The sequence below is a fragment of the Microvirga medicaginis genome, from assembly GCF_052658925.1.
Window position 1 is genome coordinate 1 of record NZ_JBQWEL010000038.1, and the last position, 22,113, is coordinate 22,113.

The 22,113-nt window shown below is 62.9% G+C and carries 26 protein-coding genes and 1 pseudogene; 20 read left to right on the forward strand and 7 right to left on the reverse strand.

The genetic code is table 11. The annotated features are described in order from the left end of the window. The coding region (locus ACUXUR_RS25950) for a hypothetical protein (RefSeq protein WP_445505240.1) at window positions 1-232 on the forward strand (232 nt) is incomplete at its 5' end. A gap of 34 nt (window positions 233-266) precedes the next feature. After that, window positions 267-518, forward strand: a complete 252-nt coding sequence (locus tag ACUXUR_RS25955; RefSeq protein ID WP_445505241.1) for a DUF1858 domain-containing protein — start codon at window positions 267-269, stop codon at window positions 516-518. Between the two features lie 3 nt (window positions 519-521). Here the strand turns inward: ACUXUR_RS25955 and ACUXUR_RS25960 are convergent, their stop codons facing one another. Next, window positions 522-1,220 (reverse strand): Crp/Fnr family transcriptional regulator, encoded by a 699-nt coding sequence (locus ACUXUR_RS25960; RefSeq protein ID WP_445505242.1) that lies wholly within the window; start codon window positions 1,218-1,220, stop codon window positions 522-524. A gap of 388 nt (window positions 1,221-1,608) precedes the next feature. On the opposite strand from ACUXUR_RS25960, the gene ACUXUR_RS25965 reads away from it, so the two are divergent. From ACUXUR_RS25965 to ACUXUR_RS25975, 3 genes are all read left to right on the forward strand, one after another. Beyond that, window positions 1,609-2,064 (forward strand): pseudoazurin, encoded by a 456-nt coding sequence (locus ACUXUR_RS25965; RefSeq protein WP_445505243.1) that lies wholly within the window; start codon window positions 1,609-1,611, stop codon window positions 2,062-2,064. A gap of 66 nt (window positions 2,065-2,130) precedes the next feature. Next, window positions 2,131-3,576: a cytochrome c oxidase accessory protein CcoG gene (ccoG, locus tag ACUXUR_RS25970; RefSeq protein ID WP_445505244.1), complete on the forward strand. Its 1,446-nt coding sequence runs from the start codon at window positions 2,131-2,133 to the stop codon at window positions 3,574-3,576. Next, on the forward strand, window positions 3,576-4,757 hold the full coding sequence (locus tag ACUXUR_RS25975) for an NnrS family protein (protein WP_445505245.1): 1,182 nt from the start codon (window positions 3,576-3,578) through the stop codon (window positions 4,755-4,757). Before ccoG ends, ACUXUR_RS25975 begins: the two co-directional genes overlap by 1 nt. A gap of 285 nt (window positions 4,758-5,042) precedes the next feature. On the opposite strand, the gene ACUXUR_RS25980 is transcribed toward ACUXUR_RS25975, so the two are convergent. Both ACUXUR_RS25980 and ACUXUR_RS25985 read right to left on the reverse strand, forming a co-directional pair. Beyond that, window positions 5,043-7,130: an NAD(+) synthase gene (locus ACUXUR_RS25980; protein ID WP_445505246.1), complete on the reverse strand. Its 2,088-nt coding sequence runs from the start codon at window positions 7,128-7,130 to the stop codon at window positions 5,043-5,045. Between the two features lie 205 nt (window positions 7,131-7,335). Next, complete coding sequence (locus tag ACUXUR_RS25985) at window positions 7,336-8,670, reverse strand: replication-associated recombination protein A (RefSeq protein WP_445505247.1); 1,335 nt, start codon at window positions 8,668-8,670, stop codon at window positions 7,336-7,338. Window positions 8,671-9,234: 564 nt separating this feature from the next. Between ACUXUR_RS25985 and ACUXUR_RS25990 the strand changes: the two genes are divergently transcribed. Then, window positions 9,235-9,525: a hypothetical protein gene (locus ACUXUR_RS25990; protein ID WP_445505248.1), complete on the forward strand. Its 291-nt coding sequence runs from the start codon at window positions 9,235-9,237 to the stop codon at window positions 9,523-9,525. Window positions 9,526-9,865: 340 nt separating this feature from the next. On the opposite strand, the gene ACUXUR_RS25995 is transcribed toward ACUXUR_RS25990, so the two are convergent. Beyond that, window positions 9,866-10,258 carry a GFA family protein gene (locus ACUXUR_RS25995; RefSeq protein WP_445505249.1) on the reverse strand — a complete coding sequence of 131 codons (393 nt, stop codon included), beginning with the start codon at window positions 10,256-10,258 and terminating at the stop codon, window positions 9,866-9,868. 434 nt (window positions 10,259-10,692) lie between these two features. On the opposite strand from ACUXUR_RS25995, the pseudogene ACUXUR_RS26000 reads away from it, so the two are divergent. The 6 genes and pseudogenes from ACUXUR_RS26000 to ACUXUR_RS26025 all read left to right on the forward strand — a co-directional run. After that, a pseudogene (locus ACUXUR_RS26000) lies at window positions 10,693-10,893 on the forward strand (hypothetical protein); the annotation flags it as partial. A 240-nt stretch (window positions 10,894-11,133) separates the two neighbouring features. Further along, window positions 11,134-11,580 (forward strand): CBS domain-containing protein, encoded by a 447-nt coding sequence (locus tag ACUXUR_RS26005; RefSeq protein ID WP_445505250.1) that lies wholly within the window; start codon window positions 11,134-11,136, stop codon window positions 11,578-11,580. Between the two features lie 44 nt (window positions 11,581-11,624). Next, window positions 11,625-12,323: a dienelactone hydrolase family protein gene (locus tag ACUXUR_RS26010; RefSeq protein WP_445505251.1), complete on the forward strand. Its 699-nt coding sequence runs from the start codon at window positions 11,625-11,627 to the stop codon at window positions 12,321-12,323. After that, complete coding sequence (locus ACUXUR_RS26015) at window positions 12,310-13,005, forward strand: phosphoribosyltransferase (protein ID WP_445505252.1); 696 nt, start codon at window positions 12,310-12,312, stop codon at window positions 13,003-13,005. Before ACUXUR_RS26010 ends, ACUXUR_RS26015 begins: the two co-directional genes overlap by 14 nt. After that, window positions 12,983-13,477: a YciE/YciF ferroxidase family protein gene (locus tag ACUXUR_RS26020; RefSeq protein ID WP_445505253.1), complete on the forward strand. Its 495-nt coding sequence runs from the start codon at window positions 12,983-12,985 to the stop codon at window positions 13,475-13,477. Before ACUXUR_RS26015 ends, ACUXUR_RS26020 begins: the two co-directional genes overlap by 23 nt. 39 nt (window positions 13,478-13,516) lie before the next feature. Beyond that, a complete protein-coding gene (locus ACUXUR_RS26025) occupies window positions 13,517-13,978 on the forward strand; it encodes a YbhB/YbcL family Raf kinase inhibitor-like protein (RefSeq protein WP_445505254.1) in 462 nt (153 codons plus the stop codon). 412 nt (window positions 13,979-14,390) lie between these two features. Here ACUXUR_RS26025 and ACUXUR_RS26030 read toward each other — a convergent pair whose 3' ends face one another. From ACUXUR_RS26030 to ACUXUR_RS26040, 3 genes are read right to left on the reverse strand one after another with little or no spacing between them, the layout of a single operon-like run. Continuing rightward, window positions 14,391-14,729 carry a hypothetical protein gene (locus ACUXUR_RS26030; protein ID WP_445505255.1) on the reverse strand — a complete coding sequence of 113 codons (339 nt, stop codon included), beginning with the start codon at window positions 14,727-14,729 and terminating at the stop codon, window positions 14,391-14,393. A gap of 59 nt (window positions 14,730-14,788) precedes the next feature. Further along, window positions 14,789-15,133 carry a DUF1236 domain-containing protein gene (locus ACUXUR_RS26035; protein ID WP_445505256.1) on the reverse strand — a complete coding sequence of 115 codons (345 nt, stop codon included), beginning with the start codon at window positions 15,131-15,133 and terminating at the stop codon, window positions 14,789-14,791. Further along, window positions 15,130-15,318: a CsbD family protein gene (locus ACUXUR_RS26040; protein WP_445505257.1), complete on the reverse strand. Its 189-nt coding sequence runs from the start codon at window positions 15,316-15,318 to the stop codon at window positions 15,130-15,132. The genes ACUXUR_RS26035 and ACUXUR_RS26040 overlap by 4 nt, the downstream gene beginning before the upstream one ends. Window positions 15,319-15,477: 159 nt before the next feature. On the opposite strand from ACUXUR_RS26040, the gene ACUXUR_RS26045 reads away from it, so the two are divergent. The 8 genes from ACUXUR_RS26045 (at window position 15,478) to ACUXUR_RS26080 (ending at window position 22,058) form a co-directional block, all read left to right on the forward strand. Continuing rightward, complete coding sequence (locus tag ACUXUR_RS26045) at window positions 15,478-15,687, forward strand: hypothetical protein (protein ID WP_445505258.1); 210 nt, start codon at window positions 15,478-15,480, stop codon at window positions 15,685-15,687. 145 nt (window positions 15,688-15,832) lie between these two features. Beyond that, a complete protein-coding gene (locus ACUXUR_RS26050) occupies window positions 15,833-16,219 on the forward strand; it encodes an I78 family peptidase inhibitor (RefSeq protein WP_445505259.1) in 387 nt (128 codons plus the stop codon). Between the two features lie 266 nt (window positions 16,220-16,485). Continuing rightward, on the forward strand, window positions 16,486-16,677 hold the full coding sequence (locus ACUXUR_RS26055) for a hypothetical protein (protein ID WP_445505260.1): 192 nt from the start codon (window positions 16,486-16,488) through the stop codon (window positions 16,675-16,677). A 589-nt stretch (window positions 16,678-17,266) separates the two neighbouring features. Then, a complete protein-coding gene (locus ACUXUR_RS26060; RefSeq protein ID WP_445505261.1) occupies window positions 17,267-19,009 on the forward strand; it encodes a hybrid sensor histidine kinase/response regulator in 1,743 nt (580 codons plus the stop codon). 107 nt (window positions 19,010-19,116) lie between these two features. Continuing rightward, a complete protein-coding gene (locus ACUXUR_RS26065; RefSeq protein ID WP_445505262.1) occupies window positions 19,117-19,755 on the forward strand; it encodes a response regulator in 639 nt (212 codons plus the stop codon). A gap of 315 nt (window positions 19,756-20,070) precedes the next feature. Next, entirely contained in the window at window positions 20,071-20,418 is a 348-nt protein-coding gene (locus ACUXUR_RS26070; protein ID WP_445505263.1) for a hypothetical protein, read from the forward strand. 652 nt (window positions 20,419-21,070) lie between these two features. Further along, complete coding sequence (locus tag ACUXUR_RS26075) at window positions 21,071-21,706, forward strand: hypothetical protein (RefSeq protein WP_445505264.1); 636 nt, start codon at window positions 21,071-21,073, stop codon at window positions 21,704-21,706. Window positions 21,707-21,764: 58 nt separating this feature from the next. After that, the gene (locus ACUXUR_RS26080; RefSeq protein ID WP_445505265.1) at window positions 21,765-22,058 is read left to right on the forward strand and encodes a DUF6522 family protein; all 294 of its coding nucleotides are present in this window, start codon (window positions 21,765-21,767) and stop codon (window positions 22,056-22,058) included. Window positions 22,059-22,113: the final 55 nt, after the last annotated feature.

Consider the following 22,113-nt stretch of genomic DNA (forward strand, 5'->3'; position numbering starts at 1 on the left):
GAGCTTCGCCGAGCTTATTTGTCGTACAGCAAATAAAACTGCCGATACGCACTTGTGCCGATCAGGACATTTACGGAGGGGCGACTTCGGTTTCGCCTCGATGCTTCTTTCGTGGGTTGGAAAACGCAGGGCGAGTGCAGAAAAATGCGAGTTCAGAAAAATGCGAGTGCAGAAAAATGAAGGACTCATTGTGATTGATCAAAGAAGCCTGCGCCAAAACCTGCTGCTTTGAGGACATGAAAAATCCTCATGCTTCGGAGGCAGTCATGCCGATCGCTTCGAACCATCTTGTCGACGATGTCATGCGCCAATGGCCGGTGACGATCCGCGTGTTCCTGAATCACAAGATGCGCTGCGTCGGATGTCCGATTGCGTGCTTCCATACGGTTGACGATGCGTGTCGCGAGCACAATGTGGACTTCGCCAAGTTTCTCGCAGAACTCAACGAGGTCGCTCGGGACCCCGCGCGCAAATCATCTCGCATCTCAGCGCAGTGGCCACATGAATCCGAAGCCTGAGGCTTATTCGGTCGGGCGTTCTGCAAGCATGAACAGCTTATGCGGATTGCGGATGGTGATCTTCTGCCGTCCGCTTTCGACAAGACCCTGATCCTCCCAGCCGCTCAGGATGCGGCTGACGGTGTGCAGTGTCGTGCCGGTCATCTCCGCCACATCCTGCCGGGAGATCGGGAAATCAATCTGAATCCCATCCTCTCCCTTTCGGCCGGCCTGTTGAGCCAAGCGCAGCAAAGCATGGGCGACGCGCTTTTCCACCTGCTGCGTAGAGATCTCGACGACTCGCGTATGCGCATCATGAAGCCGCGATCCGACGGTCTGGATCGTGTTCACCGCAAGGGAAGGGTGCTTGGCAATCAGACGAGGCCATGCCACGGAGCGCCAGACGAGAGCAACGCTGTCGACGACAGCCATGGCCGTCGCAGGATAAGTCGTGCGCGCCATCGCCATCGCGATTCCGAATAGCTCGCCGGGCGTGACGAACCGCACCACGACCTGCTGACCATCCGGGGTGACTTTCATGACCCGCAAATGTCCATGAAGCAGCACGAAGAAGGAATGCGCCTCCTCGTCCTGCTGAAAGACATGGGCGCCCTTTGGATAGCGGATGGATTGCGCCTCTTTCAGGATCTCGTTCACGTCATCAGGCGCAACGCCCGCAAACATCGGGAGATCGGCGACCAGGGATTTGTCCAAACTCGGCATGCTGCGGGTTCCGGCTTTCGTCATTCTGTTCGGCAGCTGACTTGAACGAACAGGCTGGGCTGCTCGTCCCGTCATTTCATTGCTGATCCCATGCGGAATAAGGTCTCAATCAACTCCGCATCCGGAACCTTAGACGACCTTGGCATAAAGCGAATTGAGATAGCTCAAACGGCCTCGGCGGCACTGGGAGATCTGCCGGTAACGCATTTCACCTTACGGGTTTTACCGGGCTGCCGACCTCACCTGAAGAAGCGTAATGGCTGCCTCCAGATGAAAACGCTCATTGTTTGCTGCAGCACAAAAACAGCTTCTCTCAGGAGCGTATGACATCGCCTCAAGGGCCGTGCTGCGGCTCGTGGGACTTGGATCAGGAATGAGGAGAAGAACCATGCGCAAGATGATCATGCTCGGCACTGTCGTGGCCGCGCTCGGCGCCGCCGGCACCGCTCAGGCGGCCGAGGTCGAGGTCAGGATGCTCAACAAGGGCTCGGAGGGCGTGATGGTGTTCGAGCCGGCGCTGGTCAAGATCAATCCGGGCGATACGGTCAAGTTCGTGGCTGCCGACAAGGGCCACAATGCCGAGCTCATCGAGACGATGAAGCCGGACGGCGCCGCCGCCTTCGCCGGCAAGATGAACGAGGATCTCGCGGTCACCTTCGACAAGCCCGGCGTCTACGGCTACAAGTGCAAGCCGCATTACGGCATGGGCATGGTCGGGCTGGTGGTGGTGGGCGAGGCCGCCAATCTGGACCAGGCCAAGGCCGCCAGCCATCCCGGCAAGGCCAAGACGGCGTTCTCCGGCCTGTTCGACAAGCTCGCCGCGACCAAGACCGCCGCGCAGTAACGCCCGTCGCTGCCGATGTGACGCCGCCGCCCCAGCGCGGCGGCGCGCTCCATTTCATGAAGAGCCATGGCGACACTCGATATCAGTTTCAAGCCTGAACGCGCTCATCTGCGCAAGCCCAAGCGTGGTGTCATCGCGGAGAAGGTCGTTCCGCAATCGGTTTCCGGCCGCTATCGCAGGCTGAAATGGATGGCGCGGATCGTGTGTCTTTCCGTCTACTACATCCTTCCCTTCCTGCGCTGGACGCGAGGGGGAGGTCAGCCCGATCAGGCCGTTCTCTTCGATTTCGAACGCGGACGCCTGTATTTCTTCTTCATCGAGATCTGGCCGCAGGAAGTCTATTACCTGACCGGCCTGCTCGTTCTCGCTACGCTGATCCTCATCTGGCTCAATGCCGTCGCAGGCCGCATCTGGTGCGGCTATTTCTGCCCGCAGACGGTCTGGACCGATCTGTTTCTTTTCGTCGAGCGCTGGGTCGAAGGCGACCGGCGCGAGCGGCTGAAGAAGCGGGATGCGCCGCTCAACACACGGCGTGTCATGGAGATCGGTCTCAAGCATGCGATCTGGATCGCCATTGCCATGGGAACGGGCGGTGCGTTCGTACTCTATTTCGCCGATGCGCCAACTCTCCTCTCCGAACTCGTCACGGGTGAAGCTTCCGTTCTCTCTTATGCGTGGGTCGGCATCCTGACCTCCACCACCTATACGCTCGCGGGGTTTGCGCGTGAGCAGGTCTGCACCTGGATGTGCCCCTGGCCGCGCCTGCAGGGCGCGATCTGGGATCCGGAGGCACTGACCGTCAATTATCGCGACTATCGCGGCGAGCCGCGCGGATCGGTCAAGAAGGCCGCGGACTTGCGGGCGAAGGGAGAGCCGGCGGGCGATTGCGTCGATTGCCTGCAATGTGTGACCGTTTGCCCGATCGGGATCGACATTCGCGAAGGACCCAACTTCGCCTGCATCAATTGCGGCCTGTGCGTCGATGCCTGCGACGGCGTGATGACCAAGCTCGGTCGTCCGCGCGGTCTGATCGATTATGAAGCATGGACCAATATTCAGCGCGGGCACCGCAAGGAGGAGCCTCGGCGCCGGGTCATCAGGCCCAAGACCATCGGCCTTGGTCTTTCCATCATCGCGCTGGCGGGAGTGATGGGCGTGAGCCTGAGCCTGCGCAGCGATGCCAAGCTCACCGCGATCCATGATCGCAATCCCGTGGCCGTCACGCTTTCCGACGGACGGACCCGGAACGGCTATACGGTGCGCCTCTACAACAAGAGCGGCGAAGCGCGCTCCTTCGCAATCGCTATGACCGGCCTGCCCGAGGCCACTCTCGATGTGGTCGAGGAGGATGCCGTCGTTCAGGTGGAGCCCGATGCCACACGGGAGATCCGCGTGCTCGTCTCAGCCGAAGCGGACGGCCGCCATCCCGTCGTGTTCACGGCAACCGATACGAAGACAGGCAACAGAATCGTGGCCGAAGACATGTTCATGTCCAATGACGGAGGCCGGTGATGGCTCCTATTCCTCGCTTGCGAGCTTATGAAGGCCCTGCGTTGTTCTCGTATGGCTTTCGTCCCTTCTTCCTGTTCGGATCCCTTTATGCTGGTCTTGCGATCCTCGCCTGGCTGCCGATGTTCTATGGCGAGCTCCAGCTCTCGACGGCCTTCGCGCCGCGCGACTGGCATATCCATGAGATGCTTTACGGCTATCTGTCGGCGGTGGTGACGGGTTTCCTGCTGACGGCCGTTCCCAACTGGACGGGCCGCATGCCGCTTCAAGGCCGGCCTTTGATCGTGCTGGTCCTGATCTGGGTGGCGGGGCGCGTGGCGGTCACGACCTCGGCCTGGATCGGGTGGCAGGCTGCCGCGCTGATCGACGTCTCCTTCCTGATCGTCGTCGCGGCGGCCATGGCGCGGGAGATCGTCAAAGGCAGGAACTGGCGCAACGTCAAGGTCCTGATCGCCTTGAGCGCTCTGACCATCGGCAACATCGCTTTTCACGTTGAGGCGACTCTCATGGGTGCGGCCGAATACGGCATCCGCATCGGCATCGCGGCGACCGTGATGCTCGTGATGGTGATCGGCGGGCGCATCGTGCCGAGCTTCACCCGCAACTGGCTCTCGCGCCAAAATCCCGGCCGCATGCCGGCACCCTTCGGCACCTTCGACATGATCTCGATGGTGGGCGCCGGTGTTGCGCTTCTCGCCTGGATCGTCGTGCCTCAATGGCAGGTGACGGGCGTCGCCCTGATTGCCGCAGGTCTCGTTCAGGCGATTCACATGGCGCGCTGGGCTGGCGATCGCACCTGGCGGGATCGTCTCGTGCTGATCCTGCATGTGGCTTATGCCTTCGTTCCGCTCGGCTTCATCCTGACGGGTCTCGCCTCCTTGGGCTTCATCCCCACCGGCGCAGGCATTCATGCCTGGACGGGTGGAGCCATGGGAGGAATGACGCTTGCCGTGATGTCGCGCGCCAGCCTCGGTCACACCGGGCGGGCGCTGGTGGCGTCGCGGATGACGCAGGTTCTTTATCTCTTCATCGTCATCGCCGCTTTCGCGCGGATCGTCGCCGCTCTTCTCCCCGATTGGACCGACGCTCTGCTTCATCTGGCGGGCGCGGCATGGGCTGTGACGTTCATCAGCTTCGCGCTGACCTACTGGAACGTCTTCACGCGGCCGCGCGTGAAAGCGTGATGCCGTTGCGATAAATCAAGGCCTTCTTTCCCGTCTCTGTCAGGTTAGCCCGACGAGCAGGAGGAAGGCTTTGACAACGAATCACGGCAGCAAGAACACGCTTTATGTGCAGGAGCGACACTCTCGCGCGATCGCACGGAAAGCGTCCGACGCATCCAGGGATGAAACGCTTCAGAGCTTCGAGGCTGAACCGGCATCGCCGCAGAGCCGCAGCCTGGGCTGCTCAGGCTGCCAGGAGCTGGGTTACTGCCGGCGGGACGTCGCTCAGGAGAGCGGTCAGACTATTCATGCGCCCTGCTGCTGATGCACGGATCCTGAAGGTTCAGGCTCTGTATCGGGGACGTTGTTCTCCAACTCCTCAAGCCATACCTGCGGTCCTGCATCCGAGGGCGCGCGCCAGTCACCGCGCGGGGATAGCGATCCGCCGGAGGAGATCTTCGGCCCGTTCGGCATGGCGGTGCGCTTGAACTGACTGGTGAAGAACCGGGAGAGAAAAACCCGCAGCCAGCGCTTGATCTCGGAAAGCTCATAAGAGCGATGCGCGCTTTCCGGTATGTTCGGCGGCCATGTGCCGGAGGTGGCATCTTTCCAGGCGTGCCAGGAAAGATAGGCGATCTTCGAAGGCTTGAAGCCGTAGCGCGTGAGATAATACAGGTTGAAATCCTGCAGCGCATAGGGGCCGATCATGGCCTCGGTCGATTGAATCTGCCCCGAGGCATCCTGCGGAACGAGTTCCGGCGAGATCTCGGTTGCCAGGATGGCGTGAAGAATGTCGGCCGTTGCCGGGTCGACATCGCCGGAGGCGGCGACGAAGCGGATCAGGTGCTGGATCAGCGTCTTCGACACCGACGCGTTGACATTGTAGTGGGACATCTGATCGCCGACGCCGTAGGTGCACCAGCCGAGCCCCAACTCGGAGAGGTCGCCCGTGCCGACGACAATGCCGCGGTGATGATTGGCAAGACGGAACAGGTAGTCGGTCCGCAGGCCCGCCTGCACATTCTCGAATGTCACGTCATAGACCGGCTGCCCTTCAGCGAAGGGATGGTCCAGGTCCTGCAGCATCTGGCGCGCTGCAGGACGGATGTCGATCTCGGATGCACTGACTTTCAGCGCCTTCATGAGGGCCCAGGCATTGCCCTTCGTGCCTTCGCTGGTCGCAAAGCCGGGAAGCGTATAGGCGAGGATGTTGGTACGGGCCAAGCCGAGCTTGTCCATGGCGCGGCAGCAGACGAGGAGAGCCTGCGTCGAGTCGAGACCGCCCGAGACGCCGATGACGACCTTTTCGGTGCCTGTGGCCTGCAGGCGTTTCGCAAGGCCCTGGACCTGGATGTTGTAGGCTTCGTAGCAATTCTCGGACAGTTTCGACGGATCGGACGGCACATAGGGAAACCGTTCGACCGGACGGCGCAGGGAAAGAGCCTCCTCGGGCGCATCCAAGTTGAATGACACGGTGCGGAAATCGCTGGGCGTGACGTTCAGATTGCGCGCGCAATCGCTGAAGGTGACACGGCGCATGCGCTCCGCGCGCAGGCGTCCCAGATCCACGTCGGCCACCGCCATCGTGGAGCCGGGCGGAAAGCGCTCTGTCTCCGCTAGGCGAAGACCATCCTCGAAGATGCCGCCCTGGCCGTCCCAGGCAAGATCGGTGGTCGACTCGCCGGGGCCCGCAGCCGAAAAGGCATAGGCTGCGATGCAGCGCATGGATTGCGAGCCGCACAGCAGCTGTCGGTCCTCGGCCTTGCCGATGGTGATGTTGCTGGCGGACAGATTGAGAAGGACCTCTGCGCCGGCGAGCGCCGCTACGGTGCTGGGCGGCTGGGGCACCCACATGTCCTCGCAGATCTCCACATGGAACGTGAAGGCTGAGCTGCCGGCAGACCGGAAGAGGAGGTCGACGCCGAACGGGACACGTTCGCCTGCGACAGTGATCTCCTGCCCGCGAATTGTCGCGCCGGACGCGAAGTGTCGGCGCTCGTAGAACTCTCGATAGTTCGGAAGATAGACTTTCGGCACGACGCCGAGAATGCGTCCGGCCTTTATGACGATAGCGGCATTGTAGAGGCGGTTCTCCCAGCGGAGAGGGGCCCCGACGGCAAAGGCCGGAAAGAGATCGGCGCTCTCGGCGACAAGGCGGGCGATACCCTCTTCAACCGCCTCCAGCAGCGCATCCTGATGCAGCAGGTCGTCGATGGAATAGGCCGAGAGGCCAAGCTCGGGAAAGACCATCAAGGCAATGCGTTCACGGTCGCCCTGCTGCAGAAGCTCCAGCGTGCGCTCGATATTGAAGCGCGGATTCGCAACCTCGATCCGCGGCACGCAGGCCGCGATGCGGACGAAACCGTGAGAATAAGGTGAGAAGAAAGAAGTCATCTCGTATCCAAATCGGCCCTTGGGCAGTGGTTCCCATCGGGGCTGCCCTTATTCGGCGACGTGCCTCTCTTGACCTTGAAGGATCGTGGTCTCGGAGCGCACGCAATTCCTTGGAAGGCCGGGTGTATTCCGGCCAAGAATATCTCCCTCAAGGAGGGAACGAAAGAATATTTGCCGCATGGTGGCCTTGTGCGGGGGCGCCACGTCATTCTTCGTTGGGCTCGTCCAGCCAATATTGTGGCTGCGGCTGTCCTGTGACGCGTTCCCACCAGGCATCGGCTCTCGCCTCGAACGTGTGACTGCCTCGACCATCGCTCTGGTAGAACTGGCCGGGTTGGATCCCAGGGGCATAGGTCTGTTCGACCCATCCCCGCGGATCGTCGTGCGGAAACCGGTAGCCCACATGTCCCAGTTTGGCCGCCCCGGCATAATGCGCGTCCCGCAGATGAGCCGGCACGGGGATCATGGGCTGCGATTTGACATAGGCCATCGCCGCCCCGATGCCGCGGCAGGCCGAGTTCGATTTCGGAGCACGGGCAATGTGCAGGGCTGCGTGCGCAAGAACAATCTGGGCTTCCGGATAGCCGACATGCTGGACGGCCGTCAGAGCGGCCGCCGCAGTCTGAAGGGCCGTGTTGTCGGCCAGGCCGACGTCTTCCGAGGCGTGGATGAGAATACGGCGGGCGATGAAGCGGGGATCCTCGCCGGAATGGATGAGACGGGCGAGCCAATAGAGGGTGGCATCGGGATCCGATCCGCGCATCGATTTGATGAAGGCGGATATGGTATCGTAGTGAAAATCGCCTTTCCGATCGAACGGCAGGGGCGAGGCCTGATAAACCTCGTCCACCATGGCTCCGGTGATCGAGATGACCGAGCCGGGCGCTGATCCGAGAACCAGAGTCTCGAGAGCGTTCAGGACGCGGCGGGCATCGCCTCCCGCGCGTCCGATCAGTTGCTTCATGGCCTCGGCGTCGAGACGAACGTCCAGATTCTTCCGGCTTGCGAGAAGGGACAGGGCCCGTTCGACAATCTGTTCGAGGTCCTCCAGGGAATGTGGCTCGAGCTGGAAGATGGATGCGCGGGACACGAGCGCAGGGGTGAGCACGTGATAGGGATTGCCGGTGGTCGCCGCGATCAGGTCGAAGGTGCCGGTCTCGGTGAGATCGAGAAGATAGTCCTGCTGTGAACTGCTGAAGCGATGAATCTCGTCAATAAAGACGAGAATGTCCTTCGCCTGAGCTTCTTGAGCCACGGCCTTGATGTCGGAGACGTTGCTGCTGGCGGGGTGAAGGGGGCGAAATTCCTTCTTCATCTCCTGCCCGATGGCGCGGGCTATGGTGGTCTTGCCCACCCCCGGCGGGCCGAAGAGGATGACCGTGCCAAGGCGGCCGGCCCGGACGCGGCGCCGCAAGGGCCCCTTCGGTCCAAGGACATGCTGCTGGCCAATAAGCTCATCGAGCGTTTGTGGGCGCATCTCGGCGGCGAGGGGCTTTGGACGCTGCTCCTGGGCCTTCGAGAAGAGGTCGGCTTTCACCATGGGTCGCAAGTGCCGTGAATGGTCAGAACGTGAATGATCAGAAAATCGGTGACTTCGTGCAGAGAGGCTGGGCCTGGGGAGGACTGCTGCAGGTCCGAGGGAGCCTTTCCAGTCCCGAGCTTACACTTTTCTTCGCAATTGCCGAAAGCCGTGACGATCCGCACGTAAGTCGGTCCCTGGAGCGACCAGAGGTTCGAGGGTCGTGGGCCGCGGGCGCCAGTACCGGAGATCACTTGAAATCACTTGAAATCACTTGGAACAGCCGGTCCTCCAGGGCGGAGGATCGGCAGAAGCTCAAGAGGCCTGCGGCGCGATATGGATCGGTCATCGTGACCGGAGCATCGCTTTCAACTCACAGTCCTTTTTCGCTTCGCACCATTCAAAAGCCGTTCGGAGCTCAAAACCCTCGAAACCTTACGTTTCCTGCGCAATTTCGACAAGCCGTGCGCTTTTCCGATTTCCGCAGAGGAAAGGCAGTGCCACTTTTTCCGTGAACTCTAAAAGACGCCGTTCCGCTTTGCCGCACTGAACCGGGCAAACCAGTATGCGCCCTTAGGAAAAAAGATGTTGAACAATCAGAACAGCATTGGCCGGCAGAAAATGCCACTTTCTGGCTTCATTGCATTCTGGAGTCTCGTGTTATCCCTGCTCAAACTGAGGAATACGCCCCCTCATACCGTGAGCTTTCACCTCATCCGCGGTCGCATTCTGCTCAGCCTCGGCCTGTACGAACAGGCGATCAGCGATTTTCGAAGCGCCTTGCGGCTGAACTGGCGGCACGATGAGGCGGCCTTCTGGCTCAACGAGGCGAAGCGCGCCATTCCGCACGCGGACGGGACAGGGTCTCTTACGTAAGATCGGGAAGTCAGAAGGGGCTTGCGAGACGAAGCCCTTCATCCGCGGGATGAGCGTGACCCTTCGTGTCGCTCGATCGGTGGCCGGATGGGCGGGTTTCGAGCCGATCAGTGACAGGTGCGAGCTTCCGTCCAAAGCGGCGCCAGGTCGGCTTTCCCGCCCGATGCTCCAGAGGCTGAGGTCACTTCGATCCGACGGTCCGATCACGCTTGGCGTGGGCGTGACGGGATAGTCGACGCTCACCGCCGAAAGCCTGCTGCATCAGGAGCTATGGTGCTTCCGGCGGCGGATTCCGCGGGGGCTTCCACTCGAAACGGCGCCTTCGCACCGTTCGTGCGACCTACTCCTCAAAGCGACTCGTGGGATCACGATCGCGCTCGTATCGTCTCGTGAGCGGAAACGGCGGCAACCAGGACTCGCGACGGACGGTCCAGAGTTCGTAGGTTGGCATCAGTTGGTCAGGCGCATCCAGGGATCCCAGGTTCACTTCGATTTCGTCGGCGGTGCGTGCGAAAACGGACGAGCCGCAGCGGGGACAGAAAAACCGCCCGGCGTAATCGCGTGTTTCGCCATTGATCGTCACCGCATCCTGAGGGAACACCGCGGAGGCCTGAAAAAGGGCCCCATGATGCTTGCGGCAGTCGAGACAGTGACAAAGGCCGACCCGGTATGGGAGGCCCGACGCCACAATTCGGACGTTGCCGCACAGGCAACCGCCCGTGAAGCGGTCCATGCTGCGTCTCCTCTAAAATCAAGCGGGCGGAATGTTTACGAAGAACAGCACTGTCCATCTTGGTCAAATCCGCCCACATCGCCTAGTGCTTGGTGTCTGTCCGTGCCTCAACGATTTCGCTCACGGCCGACCTTGTGGACGTGGCCGTCACACCCCCTTTGGGTTTATCTTTCTTCGGCTTCTTGGCTTCCCGGTTTCCGTGCTGTTCGCGGTGTGCCATATCCCTAACTCCTTTCCCATCCAGAATTCTCTCGGGGTTTGGCGGATCGCACCGTCCGATTCTATCACACTTGATGTCCACTGTTTGTAGAGGTCTGGGGCTCACGCAAAGATCGTCTGAGGCAATCGGCCCACCTTTGTTTGGAGTGGCCCCGGAACCTCCGAAACCGCCCCGAGTTGGCTCCCTGAGCACTCGCAGTCTCTGGAGGCAACCCATGAGCGCGACTGGTCTCGACGTCTTCGACAAGACGCTGCAAACCACCCACATCTGGCTCGACGAACTGATGGCAAAGATCCGCCCGGTCGAATCCTGCAACGCCACCCAGGCCGTGTTCCGGCTCCTGTCGCGCCATGTGAACCCAGGACAGATTGACAAAGTCAGGCAATCGCTTCCGGGCGAGGTGCAGGCGAACTGGCTGCCGGTCACGCCCGACACCCAGGTCGAGGTGGAATGGGCCATCTCGCAGACCGGCGATATTGCGGCAGGCGGCGGGCACTCCTGAGGGCGAGGTGCGCCCTGCCATGTCCGGTCCGGGGAAATGGCAGCCCTCGGCATTGCCGCAGCCGGTCTCGCAGTCATGGGTACGATGATTCTGCTGCAGCTCAGGCAAGTGTGGTCGGAAAGATGGATGCAATCGGAAAGATGGAGGCAAGACATGCGTGTAGGAGAAGTCATGACCCGGGACGTGCGGGTAGCCCGTCCCGACCAGAGCATTCAGGAGGCTGCCCGGATGATGGCCGACGTGGATGCCGGAATCATGCCGGTCGGGGAGGGTGATCGCCTCGTCGGCATGATCACCGACCGGGACATCACCGTGCGGGCGGTGGCCGAGGGCAAGGGGCCTCAGACGCAGGTGCGCGAGGTCATGAGCCCGGAGGTGAAGTACTGTTTCGAGGATGAGGACACGGATGCGGTTGCCCGCAACATGGCCGAGATCCAGGTGCGGCGCCTGCCGGTCGTGAACCGGGACAAGCGTCTCGTCGGCATCGTCGCGCTCGGCGACCTCGCCGTGATGGAAGGTGGTCGCACGGCCGGAGAGGCTGTCAGCGGCATCTCGCAGCCCGGAGGCCAGCACTCTCAGACTGGTGGCGCGCGTCACTAAGCCAAAGGAGCGGACTGGATCCGACACAAGCCAGGAGGTGAACTATGGCGGAGTGGAACAGCCAGCCAGGGCCGCTGGGTCACGCATATGACCGGCCCGAGATCGAGGTGTCGATTGAGCCGCTCGGGCTTCCCGGGACGCTGGTCCATCCGGCAGGAGGGCAGGGCGTCGTGCTGTTCGCCCATGGCAGCGGCAGCAGCCGCCTGAGCCCGCGCAACCGCCTCGTGGCCGAGCGCCTGCAGCGGGCGGGTCTCGGGACGCTGCTGTTCGATCTGCTCCAACCGGAGGAGGCCGCCAATCGCGCCAATGTCTTCGACATCAGCCTGCTGGCTGAACGGCTGGCCCTTGCGACCGATTGGGTCCGCTCCCGGGAGTTGCGCGATGCGCCCATCGGCTATTTCGGGGCCAGCACGGGCGCAGGCGCCGCTCTGGTTGCGGAGACCCTGACCCGACATCCGATCGCCGCCATCGTGTCCCGCGGAGGCCGCCCGGACTTGGCGGGCGTTGCGCTCCCGCGGGTCCGGGCCCCGACTCTCCTGATCGTCGGGGGCGACGACCGCGGCGTGATCGAGCTGAACGAAGAGGCCCTCGCCCGTCTCACCTGCGAGAAGCACCTGGCGATCGTGCCCGGGGCGGGGCACCTGTTCGAGGAGCCGGGCACGCTCGACCAGGTCGTGAGCCTCGCCCGCGACTGGTTCGTCCCGCGCCTGCGTCAAGGAGGGCTGAATCATGCAACCGGGTGATCTGAGCTTTCGTGACCGGTCCGATGCCGGACGTCAGCTCGTTCCGCTCCTGATGGCCTACGCTGCGGATGATGTCGTCGTTCTGGCATTGCCAAGGGGCGGAGTGCCCGTGGCATTCGAGGTTGCCAAGGCCTTGCGGGCGCCGCTCGACCTCATTTTCGTACGCAAGATCGGGGCACCCGGCCATGCCGAATATGGGGTGGGAGCCGTCGTGGACGGGGCCCATCCCCAGGTCGTGCTGAACGAGGAGGCACTCGGCTTCGTCGGCGTGCCGCCTGGTTATATCGAGGAAGAGACCCAGCGGCAGCTCCAAGAGATCGAGCGCCGGCGGCAGCACTATCTCGCCGGACGGCAGCCGGTCGACGTGCGGGGCCGGGTCGCGATTGTGGTCGATGACGGCATCGCCACGGGCAGCACCGTAAGGGCGGCATTGAAGGGGTTGGCCCAGGTCCGGCCTGCCCGGCTCATCCTGGCCGTTCCGGTCGCACCGAAGGATGCCGTCAACCGCCTGAGGGCGGAGGCGGACGAGGTCATCTGCCTGATGACCCCCGAGCCGTTCTACGCCGTTGGGCAGCACTACGACGATTTCCGCCAGACCTCGGACCGGGAGGTGACCACGCTTCTCGACGAGGCCCGGCTTTGGAGCAGGGAGACACCTCATGAATCTCGACAGCTTCCGTGACATGTACCTCACAGAACTCCAGGAACTGCGCAGCGTCGAGGCGCAACTGATCGACGCTCTGCCCCGGATGGCGGATTTGGCGGGCCATCCGGAGCTCAAGCAGGCCATCCAGGCTCATCTCGATGAGACCCGCTCTCAGCAGGCCCGCCTCGACGAGATCCTGCGCCGGCATAAGGTGGATCCGCGTGAGCACGTGGACCAGGCCATGCAGGCGATCCTGAAGGAGGCCGAGAAGTGGGCCGGCATGGTCCAGGATCAGGATCTGCGCGACGCCGGCCTGATCGCCTCGACACAGCGGGTCGAGCATTATGAGATCGCCGTCTACGGCTCGCTCGCCACCTGGGCGAAGCAGCTCGGACTGCTGGAGGACCTGCAGGCGCTGCACGCCATCCTGGAGGAGGAGAAACGCACGGACGACAAGCTGAGCACGCTCGCCAAGCGCGTGGTCAATCCGGACGCCGTCGCAGCCTAGTGCATGGAGCACGGCAAGAGGTATGAAGGGAGAGGAGCCATGCCGCTCACGATTACCAGTTCGGCTTTCCGACACGGTGAGGTTATCCCGGTCAAGTATACTCGCGATGGCGAGAACGTCTCACCGCCGCTGGAATGGCATGGGGCTCCGCCGGAGACGCGCAGTTTCATTGTGCTCGTCGAGGATCCCGACGCTCCATCGGGGACGTTCCGGCACTGGGCGATGTACAACATCCCCGCCACGATCACGGGTCTTCCCGAGGATGCACCCGATCAGGGCCGCAGCGGGGTAGGCGAAGGCGTCAACGGGTTCGGCAACGCCCGCTATGACGGTCCACAGCCACCGAAGGGGCATGGACCGCACCACTATCATTTCAAACTGGCCGCCCTCGACGTGCCGCAGCTTGACATGGCCGCATCGCCGAGAGCCGAGGACGTGTGGGCGAAGGCGAAGCCTCACGTTATCGCCGAGGCGGAGGTGGTCGGGGTCTACGAGCGCTGAAGGCGCAGGTTCACGGCCAAGGTCACCGAAGTCACGACGAGCGATGGGATCGCTAAAACACGAGGGTGCCGATGATTGTCTTTCCAGCTCCCGATGAGCCCATGAATCTGGTTCAGACCTCAGGGCATGAGCCGAAGGAACCTCGCGAGAGGGGCCAGGAGCCCGGTCGCGATCCGGAGCCGCCAAAACCGGGCAGGCCGGGTCAGGACCAGGCCGGCTCTGTCAGTCCCGAACCCGATTATCTGCCGGAGGGACCCAAGGACCCGCTGCCCAGGGTCTGGCCCGCCGAACCGGAAACACAATAGCGAATCTTCATCACTGTCGGAGCGCCAATGGCAGAGCGCCAAGACCTTCGCAGCCAAGACCTTCGCAGCATCGCCGGATCGGCAAGTTCCAATCCCGATCAGGGCTCTCATCCCTTCGGCTGAATGGATTGATCCCCGCCGGGACTGCCCGGAGGAGGGATCACGGGCGTCGTGCCGGGTTCCGGCACCGGCGGCCGGACGGTCATATCGGGTGCGATGTCGGAAGGCGGGCGGATCACGCCGCCGGTGCTGTTGAGCTTGTCGCTCAAAGGCTCGTCGGAGCGTCCCACAGAGCCGGTGGAGCGGGGATCCTGAGGGCCGGTGTTCTCGGATTTGGGAATATCGGACGATTGAGGCTGGCCCTGCGCCGCGGCGGCCTCGACACTCGCGATCAGGGCCGCGAGGGCGACGAGAGCAATCCGAATGTCGCGTTGTCTGGGGTTCATGGGAAGCCTCCAATGAGAAAGGCTCATGAGGCCAACGCGGGCCGCATGGGGGCGTTCCCTTAGTTCGGGATGATCTGGACGACCTTGCGGCTTTCCGGATCAACAACCGCGATGGCCTTGCCGGTGAGCAGGAACTTGTAGCTCGTCACCGCCGGCACTTCGGTGACGCTGTCCTGGGGCAGGCTCCACAGCTCCACGCTCTCCGGCACGGTCATCCCCGCCGTGACGGGGTGGTCAATCTTGGCTTCGGGCGGCTTCGCCCGTTCCACATGCTGCTTGACCATGGCCTGCTTCTCCGGGGAGAGCGGCACAGGCGGGGTCTCGACCGGCGTGCCGCCGGTCTGAGCCGCCGCCGATGCCACGAGCAGGGTCGCGAACAGGGTAGCCCGCAACAGGACGGTCATGAGCCGTGCCTGTTATCCTCGCGCAGGCTGTCCTTGATGCCGCCGACGGTGTTCTGGATCTTGCCCTCAGCCTGATCCATCCTGCCCTCGGTGCGAAGCTTCGTATCGCCGAAAAGACGCCCGAAGAATTCCTTCACGCGCCCGCCGAATGTCTTTGCGCCACCTTCAATGCGATCTTGGTCCATCTATCACTCCTATAAAAAGCCTTGTGATAGCAACGCTTTGGTGATCGGACCGTTCCGGATTGGGGCACCTGGTCACACCCTTTCCTCTATGATCCACACTCCTGCCGCACGAGGCTGCTAGCAAGTCCGGCTATCAGTGTAAGAGCGAGGGATTGACCGATGCGCACTTACAACCTGTTTCGGCGCAAGGGCGAAGCAGATCTTTTCTGCGCCGTGCCTCAGGACGTGCCCGTCCCGAAGTTCGTGACTGCGGATAACTGGGAATACGCCTGTCCGCTCGATATCGAGACGATGTCAGGATTCGACGCCGCTGCTGCGCAGGCCTCTGCGGCGGCCAACGGCTTCTATCTGTTCCAATCGGCATCCTGAGCCGTATCGTCCGGTGAACTCGTCTTGATCCGACTTTCTGGCGGAACGACCCCCGGGCAATGGAGTTCGCTCCAAGATCGAGGATGGTCGGTTCTGCCTGCTGCCCTGAACGATATTCCTCGCAGACCCAAACGCGGAGGCCGCCGTGCGACCACGTACCTGCCGGGCCATGTATCACTGGGCCATGTATCACCGGGCCATGTATCACCGGGCCATGTGTCGCCGAGCCATGCGTCTCAGTCGCAGGACGCAGGCTCTTCTTGCTTCGGGTTTCTTGATCATCGCTCCCGCCTGCGGCTTCTCCCAGCCCGCCACTGCTCCGGCTCAAGCGAGCTGTGCGGCGAGCGAAGCCCGGCCGGTGGTCGGGCAGCCGTACTCGCCCGGGCTTGCCGAGCAGGCTCGACGGGCAGCCGGGGCCCGCGAGGTCCGCAAGATCGAGCCGGGAGGCGCTTACACGATGGAACTCAACCCCGAGCGGCTGAACGTCGAGGTGGACCGCGCGGGCATCGTGACGGGCGTTCGCTGCGGCTGAGATTCCATGTCGTTGGACTCTTTCCCTTTGCCGTCGTGGCCGGAATCCCGGTGGCGGGCCGGTGCTGTGCTTGCGGGAGTCGTATGCCGCATCCGATGGGTCGAACCGACCCAGGGGCCGGGCGTTGATTTCTTGACCATGCGGAGGCACGGGCAAAGGTCGTGATCTGCAGGATGGTCCTCAGACGAGCCGTCCTCGCCGGGAGGCAGCAGGCACGAGACCGGCCATCCCTAACTTCGAACAGCAGACAACCGGGTGGAGGCAGCATGTTCTTTGTCGTGACTGGAAACGGGCGGAACGGGACGGTGGTCGTCACCTGTGACAGCGCCGCCGCGGCCCTGGAGAAGGCGCACCAGCTGGACACGGAAGGTATCATCGATCTCCTCATCACCGATGCGGACGGGCTTCAGCATGCCCCGGCCGAATTCGACCGGCTCTACGTCGCACAGACCTCGTAGGACAGGCTGTGCCGGTCCGCCGAAATCCGGAAGATCCCGGTTTTCGCCTTCGGCAAGCCGGCCTTCCGCAACCAGGCACCGGAGACGGCGGAGCGGGACGGGTCTGGAACGCCAGCCCGGAGGAGAAACAGCCGCGAGGCCCGGGCCGCGCCCGCAGACGGCCGCTCGGGTTGTGGGTGCCGATCTCGTTGCGGGTCTCGCTCCCGCCCTCTTGAGCCTACCGTGCGGGACGCGCAGCCGGAGCATTATGGCGGATGGGATCAGCACATCCTGTAGCCCAGCCTGGTCGGCGTCGGGCGCAATCGGTATTCGAAGCTTTCCGTCTGCATCCATATGGGAGTTACGATTGAGAAAGATATCGCTCTCTCATGACTGCTGATCGGGTGACCTAGCGGATCGTGCGGAACCGGAGGTCCGCGTCGGCGACCCGAAGGGCCGCGTCAGCGAAAAGTGGACCCGGTTTTCCGCAATCAACGATGCGCTCATCAAAGAAGAAAGCATCGGATTGACCTCAAAAGTGCACGTCCACTTTTGGGATCAATGCTCTAGAATGATCACCGATGTCATCGCTTTCCGGCCTGGAGATTCGATGATGAGACCCAGGTCTGCCAGATTCGCGCTGCCGCTTGCCCCAGCCGTCATCCTCGCGCTCGGCATCGTGCTGCTGGGTGCGCTGGAGCTCCTGCAAAGCTACAATGAGGCGGCAAGGCGCGGTGAGCAGACTGCCCGGAACCTGGTTCATGTGCTGGCCGAGCAGACCGAGCGGACCTTTCAGGCGATCGACTTCACGCTCTTGGGGATCCGTGATGCCCTGGCGGCTGCCCCGAACCTGCCCGAGAACGATGCCCGCTTTCGGGAGACGCTGAAGGAGCGGCTCAAGGTCCTGCCATATGTCCGCGCCCTCTTCGTCATCGGGCCGGACGGGTTCATCACGCATGACACGGACTACCCCTCCACGCCAAGGGTCACTCTGGCTGACCGTCCCTATTTCAAGGCGCACCAGGAGAATCCCAACCTTGGCTTGCATATCGGGCAGCCGCTTCGCAGCCGGTCGGTCAATGTCTGGTTCGTCAGCTTCAGCCGCAGGATCAACCGGCCTGACGGCAGCTTCGGCGGCATCGTTGTGGCTGCTGTCGAGCCACGCTACTTCGAGCAGTTTTACCAGGGGCTTTCCGTCGGCGAGAACGGCATTATCGCGCTTCTGTTGCGCGATGGCACTCTTCTGGCTCGCAGCCCGGCCTCCGAGGAGGCCATCGGTAGATCCTTCGCCGCCGCCGGACCTGTTTACGGCGCTCTGGCGCACAGCCCGCAAGGAGCCTACTGGGCTCCAAGCCCGGTCGACGGCACAACCCGTGTCGTCGGGTATCGGGCGCTTGGCATCGTGCCGGCTGTTGTCTTGGTCGGTCTGGCGCAGCAAAGCGTGTTCCGGCCCTGGCGCGAGCACGCCGCCGTAGTGTCCATTACGGCTGCCATCCTTCTTGGTCTGGTCGGTGCCCTGATCTTTCTTGTCCAGAGAAGCCGCCGGCGCGACCAGATCGAGCAGGCGCGGCTGAGCCGGGTGCAGCGGCTCGAGGGGCTCGGGCGCATTGCCGGCGGCATCGCGCACGATCTCGGGAACACGATTCGGCTCGTGCAGTCGACATTCCTGCTTCTGAAGCCTTCCTTGGCCGGTCAGCCTGACGCCCAGTCCCTGGTCAGGGAAGCCGACCAGGCTCTCAAGGGCGCAAGGGCCATGATCGAGCGTTTACTGGCCTTCGCGCGGCGTCAGGAACTCCGGCCGGAGGTGACCAGGATCGATGAGCGGATCGGGGGATTCTCCCCGATCCTGAGGCAAGCCGCCTGTCCCCGTGCTTCTCTCGACCTCACGCTGGCCAGCGGAGGCACGGCGGTCCTCCTTGATCCGGTGCAGCTTGAAGCATCGCTGTTGAATCTGGTGCTCAATGCCCGGGATGCCATGCCTGATGGCGGGACCATCACGCTGACGACCGAGACCATCGGCCCACCTCCCGATCAGGTCGGGATCCGCCGCGCATCTGGTCCGGACGAACAATGGGTTCAGATCACCGTGACGGACACGGGCATCGGGATGCCTCCAGCGGTGCTGGAGCGGGCCTTCGATCCCTTCTTCACCACCAAGGGGCAGGGGAACGGCCTCGGCCTCAGTCAGGTTCTGGGCTTCGTCCAGCAGAGTGCCGGCGACATGCAGTTGGACAGCGAGGAGGGCCGCGGCACGACGGTTCGGCTCATGTTTCCCGCTGCGGCCCCGGAGGATCAGGCTCCCGACAACCTTGGGGCAGGGGCGACCACGGGTTTGGAAGAGTTGCACTCCTGAGCGCCGCCAAACGGCACTCAGGAGAATCCCGAGCCGCCACTCGGGTTTGTAGCCGATAGGGTCGCCGCGGCGGCGGGGTAAGGATGATCGGATCCCATGAGAGTGCCATGACCGTAAAACTCCTCGTTGCCGACGACCACGCCATCGTGCGCAGGGGCTTGCAGGCTCTGCTCGAGGCCGAGGCCGGCTGGCAGGTTTGCGCCGCTGCCGAGAACGGGCAGGCGGCGGTCGACCTTGCCGTTCGGCTCCGGCCCAACGTGGCGATCCTCGACTATTCCCTGCCGGGGCTGAATGGCCTCGAAGCCACCCGTCACATCCGCCATGCCTGTCCGGGCACCGAGGTGCTGATCTACACGATGCACAACAATGAGGACATCATTCGCGACGTGCTGCGCGCCGGCGCGCGTGGCTATCTCCTCAAGACGGAGGATGATTCCGAGGTCGTCAGGGCCATAAGGGCTCTTCTGCACAAGAAGCCCTACTTCTCGCCTCAGGTCGCCCAGACCCTGCTCGACACCTTCCTGAGCGGCGGCAAGGTGGTGGCGTCGCAGACCCTGACCTCCCGCGAGCGGGAGGTGATCCAGCTCGTCGCGGAGGGACGGAGCAACCGTGACATCGCCAGTCGCTGGAAGGTCAGCATCAAGACCGTCGAGAGCCACCGGACCGCAGCGATGCGGAAGCTGAACCTGCGCTCCGGCGTGGAGCTTGCCCTCTATGCCGTGCGCAACAAGCTGATCGAACCCTGATTATCCTGCCCCATGGAAGGGCAATCCTGATCCTCTCCTCCGGTTCTCACCTGATTTCAATCCGGGTGGCGATGCGGCTTCCTGAATGGTGCCGGTCCATGAGAGCGGTTCGGATGGATCTCTCTCACCTGTCTTGGGGCCATCCCTAAAATCCCTGGAAGGTCTCTCTCAGGGAATCGGGAGGCAGAACCCGACCATGGCGGCGCCCGGCGTGACTGCAGAGTAAGACGGTATGGTGACGTGGATCGGCCGGCGCCTGATCGGCCTATGGCGGGCGGCAGCGCAGATTCCGGCCCCGACAATTCAGAGAACGCAATGCTTTGGATGACAGGAATTCCCATCGGCTTCACCGGGACCAAGATGAGCCCTGACGAGATCGAACAGCGCATCATCCGGGCCTATCTGCAGCTTGCCTGCACGCCCGAAACCGACGGCTCCCGCATTGTGACCGTTGTTCGGTTCGGCGTGCTGGAGGCGCGCCTGATCGAAGTCCCAGAAAAGCAAAGGCTTCCGGGCGTACCATGGTTCTGGTTGGAGATTTACTCCCATGCAAGCTGCTCCGTCATCGACAGTTGCGGATGCACCGAGTTCGACGAGGATGAGCTCGCTCAGGCGGTGGAACTCATCACCAGCGCAAGGCAGCGGGCCCGAGACTTGCACTAGGAAGAGGGGGCCCGTCACCATGCCTGCCCCCTTCGATTCCGGCCTCGGGGCATCGACCGAAGGAGTGATGATCCTCCTAGTTTTAGGAGGGCGCAGTCAGCGCCTCCGAACGGCGGATCCCATGGCCTTGTTTTGCGTCGCGTGCCGCTCTCAACAACCTGTGAAGGAGACATACGATGCTGAGACTGCCGATTTATGGCTTCGCGAAGCGCGTCGAAGACACGGTCGCCCGTGGGATGGCCGCTCTCCGGGCGCGGGACGAGCTCAACGCCAAGAGATTACAGCCGGTGCTCCACCTAAAGCCTGACGAGCAGGCAGGAACGACTGGCAGCGAGAGCGTTTCGCCTCGAGAGGTTTCCCCACCCGGGCGAGTCAGGAAAAACATCCGGCCTCGTGTCATGGATTGAACCCTGAGCCTTCCTGGCCTGGATCAGGGTTATTCTGATCATCAGTCCCGGTCGCTGCCCGCCGTAGCACAAAGTGCAAGGCGTACCCTTCTGCCAGGCCAGAAGACCGACAAGGTCTGTCCGACAGTGCCGCCGGGCCCGGCGAAATTCGTTGTGCCAGCACAACCTTCCGCTGCCGGAAACGGCATAGGGTGTCGTCCGGAATCCTGCCAAGTATGGCGTGCCCCCGCACGCACGGGGAGACAATGATGGGCCATGTGTCGACGACGATGAAATATCCGAGCTTCTTCGACGAGGCGCCTCGACTCACGCTGTACGATCCCCTGAGCGCCTTTCTCGGCGCGACCGAAGATGGGCTGGTCGAGTACAGCTATCTCGATGCCGTCAAACTGGCCGGACATTCATGCCCAACGGTAGCCGGCGCCTATCTGATGACGCTGCGGGCCCTTGAGTATCTGTACCAGGGGGAGATCCCGGTGCGGGGCGACATCGACGTCGGGTTAGACCAGGAGGCATCGAACGGCGTGGCGGGCGTCGTCGCCTCGGTGGCCTCTCTCCTCACGGGAGCCGCGGGGGAGGGCGGGTTCAAAGGGATCGCAGGGCGGTTCGAGCGGCGCGACCGGCTCGCCTTCGGAATGGACATCGACGGGGAGATCCGGTTCCGCCGTCGCGACACGGGCAGTGGCGTCGTCGCGAGCCTGAACGCCGCCGCCGTACCTCCTCGCGCCGACGCGCGCCCCTTGCTGCAGCGGGTTCTGGGCGGCGGTGCCTCTCCGGCGGAATCCCAGGAGTTCCGCCGGCTGTGGCAGGAGCGGGTGCGGCAGTTCCTGATCGGGCATGCCGGTGATCCCGATGTGATCCTGCTCAGACCCACGTCCTGAACGCAGTGTTGCCCGCGGAGCAAACCCCTCTCTTCCGAGCGGGGTGAATGGAGGTCCTATGATGCCTGAGATCGAGATCCAGGAGGACGCGGTGCAGATCGACGCCTCCGTGCTTGGTAAAGGCTTGGGTCTGGAACCAATGCAGGTGCCGGAATTGATCCGCAGCGGGGCGATCACCAGCCGGTGCGAGCGCGGCATCGGCGAGGACGAAGGCCGCTACCGGCTGACCTTCTTTCACGAGGGACAGCGGCTGCGCATCGTCACCGACGCGAGCGGGCGCATTCTGCAGCGCACGAGCATCAATTTTCGGGACCGTCCCCTGCCGGATGCCTTGCGCAGGCCGGGCCGGTGACTTGAGGTGCGTGCGATCAGGCCCTTGATCCACCGCTCACCCTGTCGCTCGAACG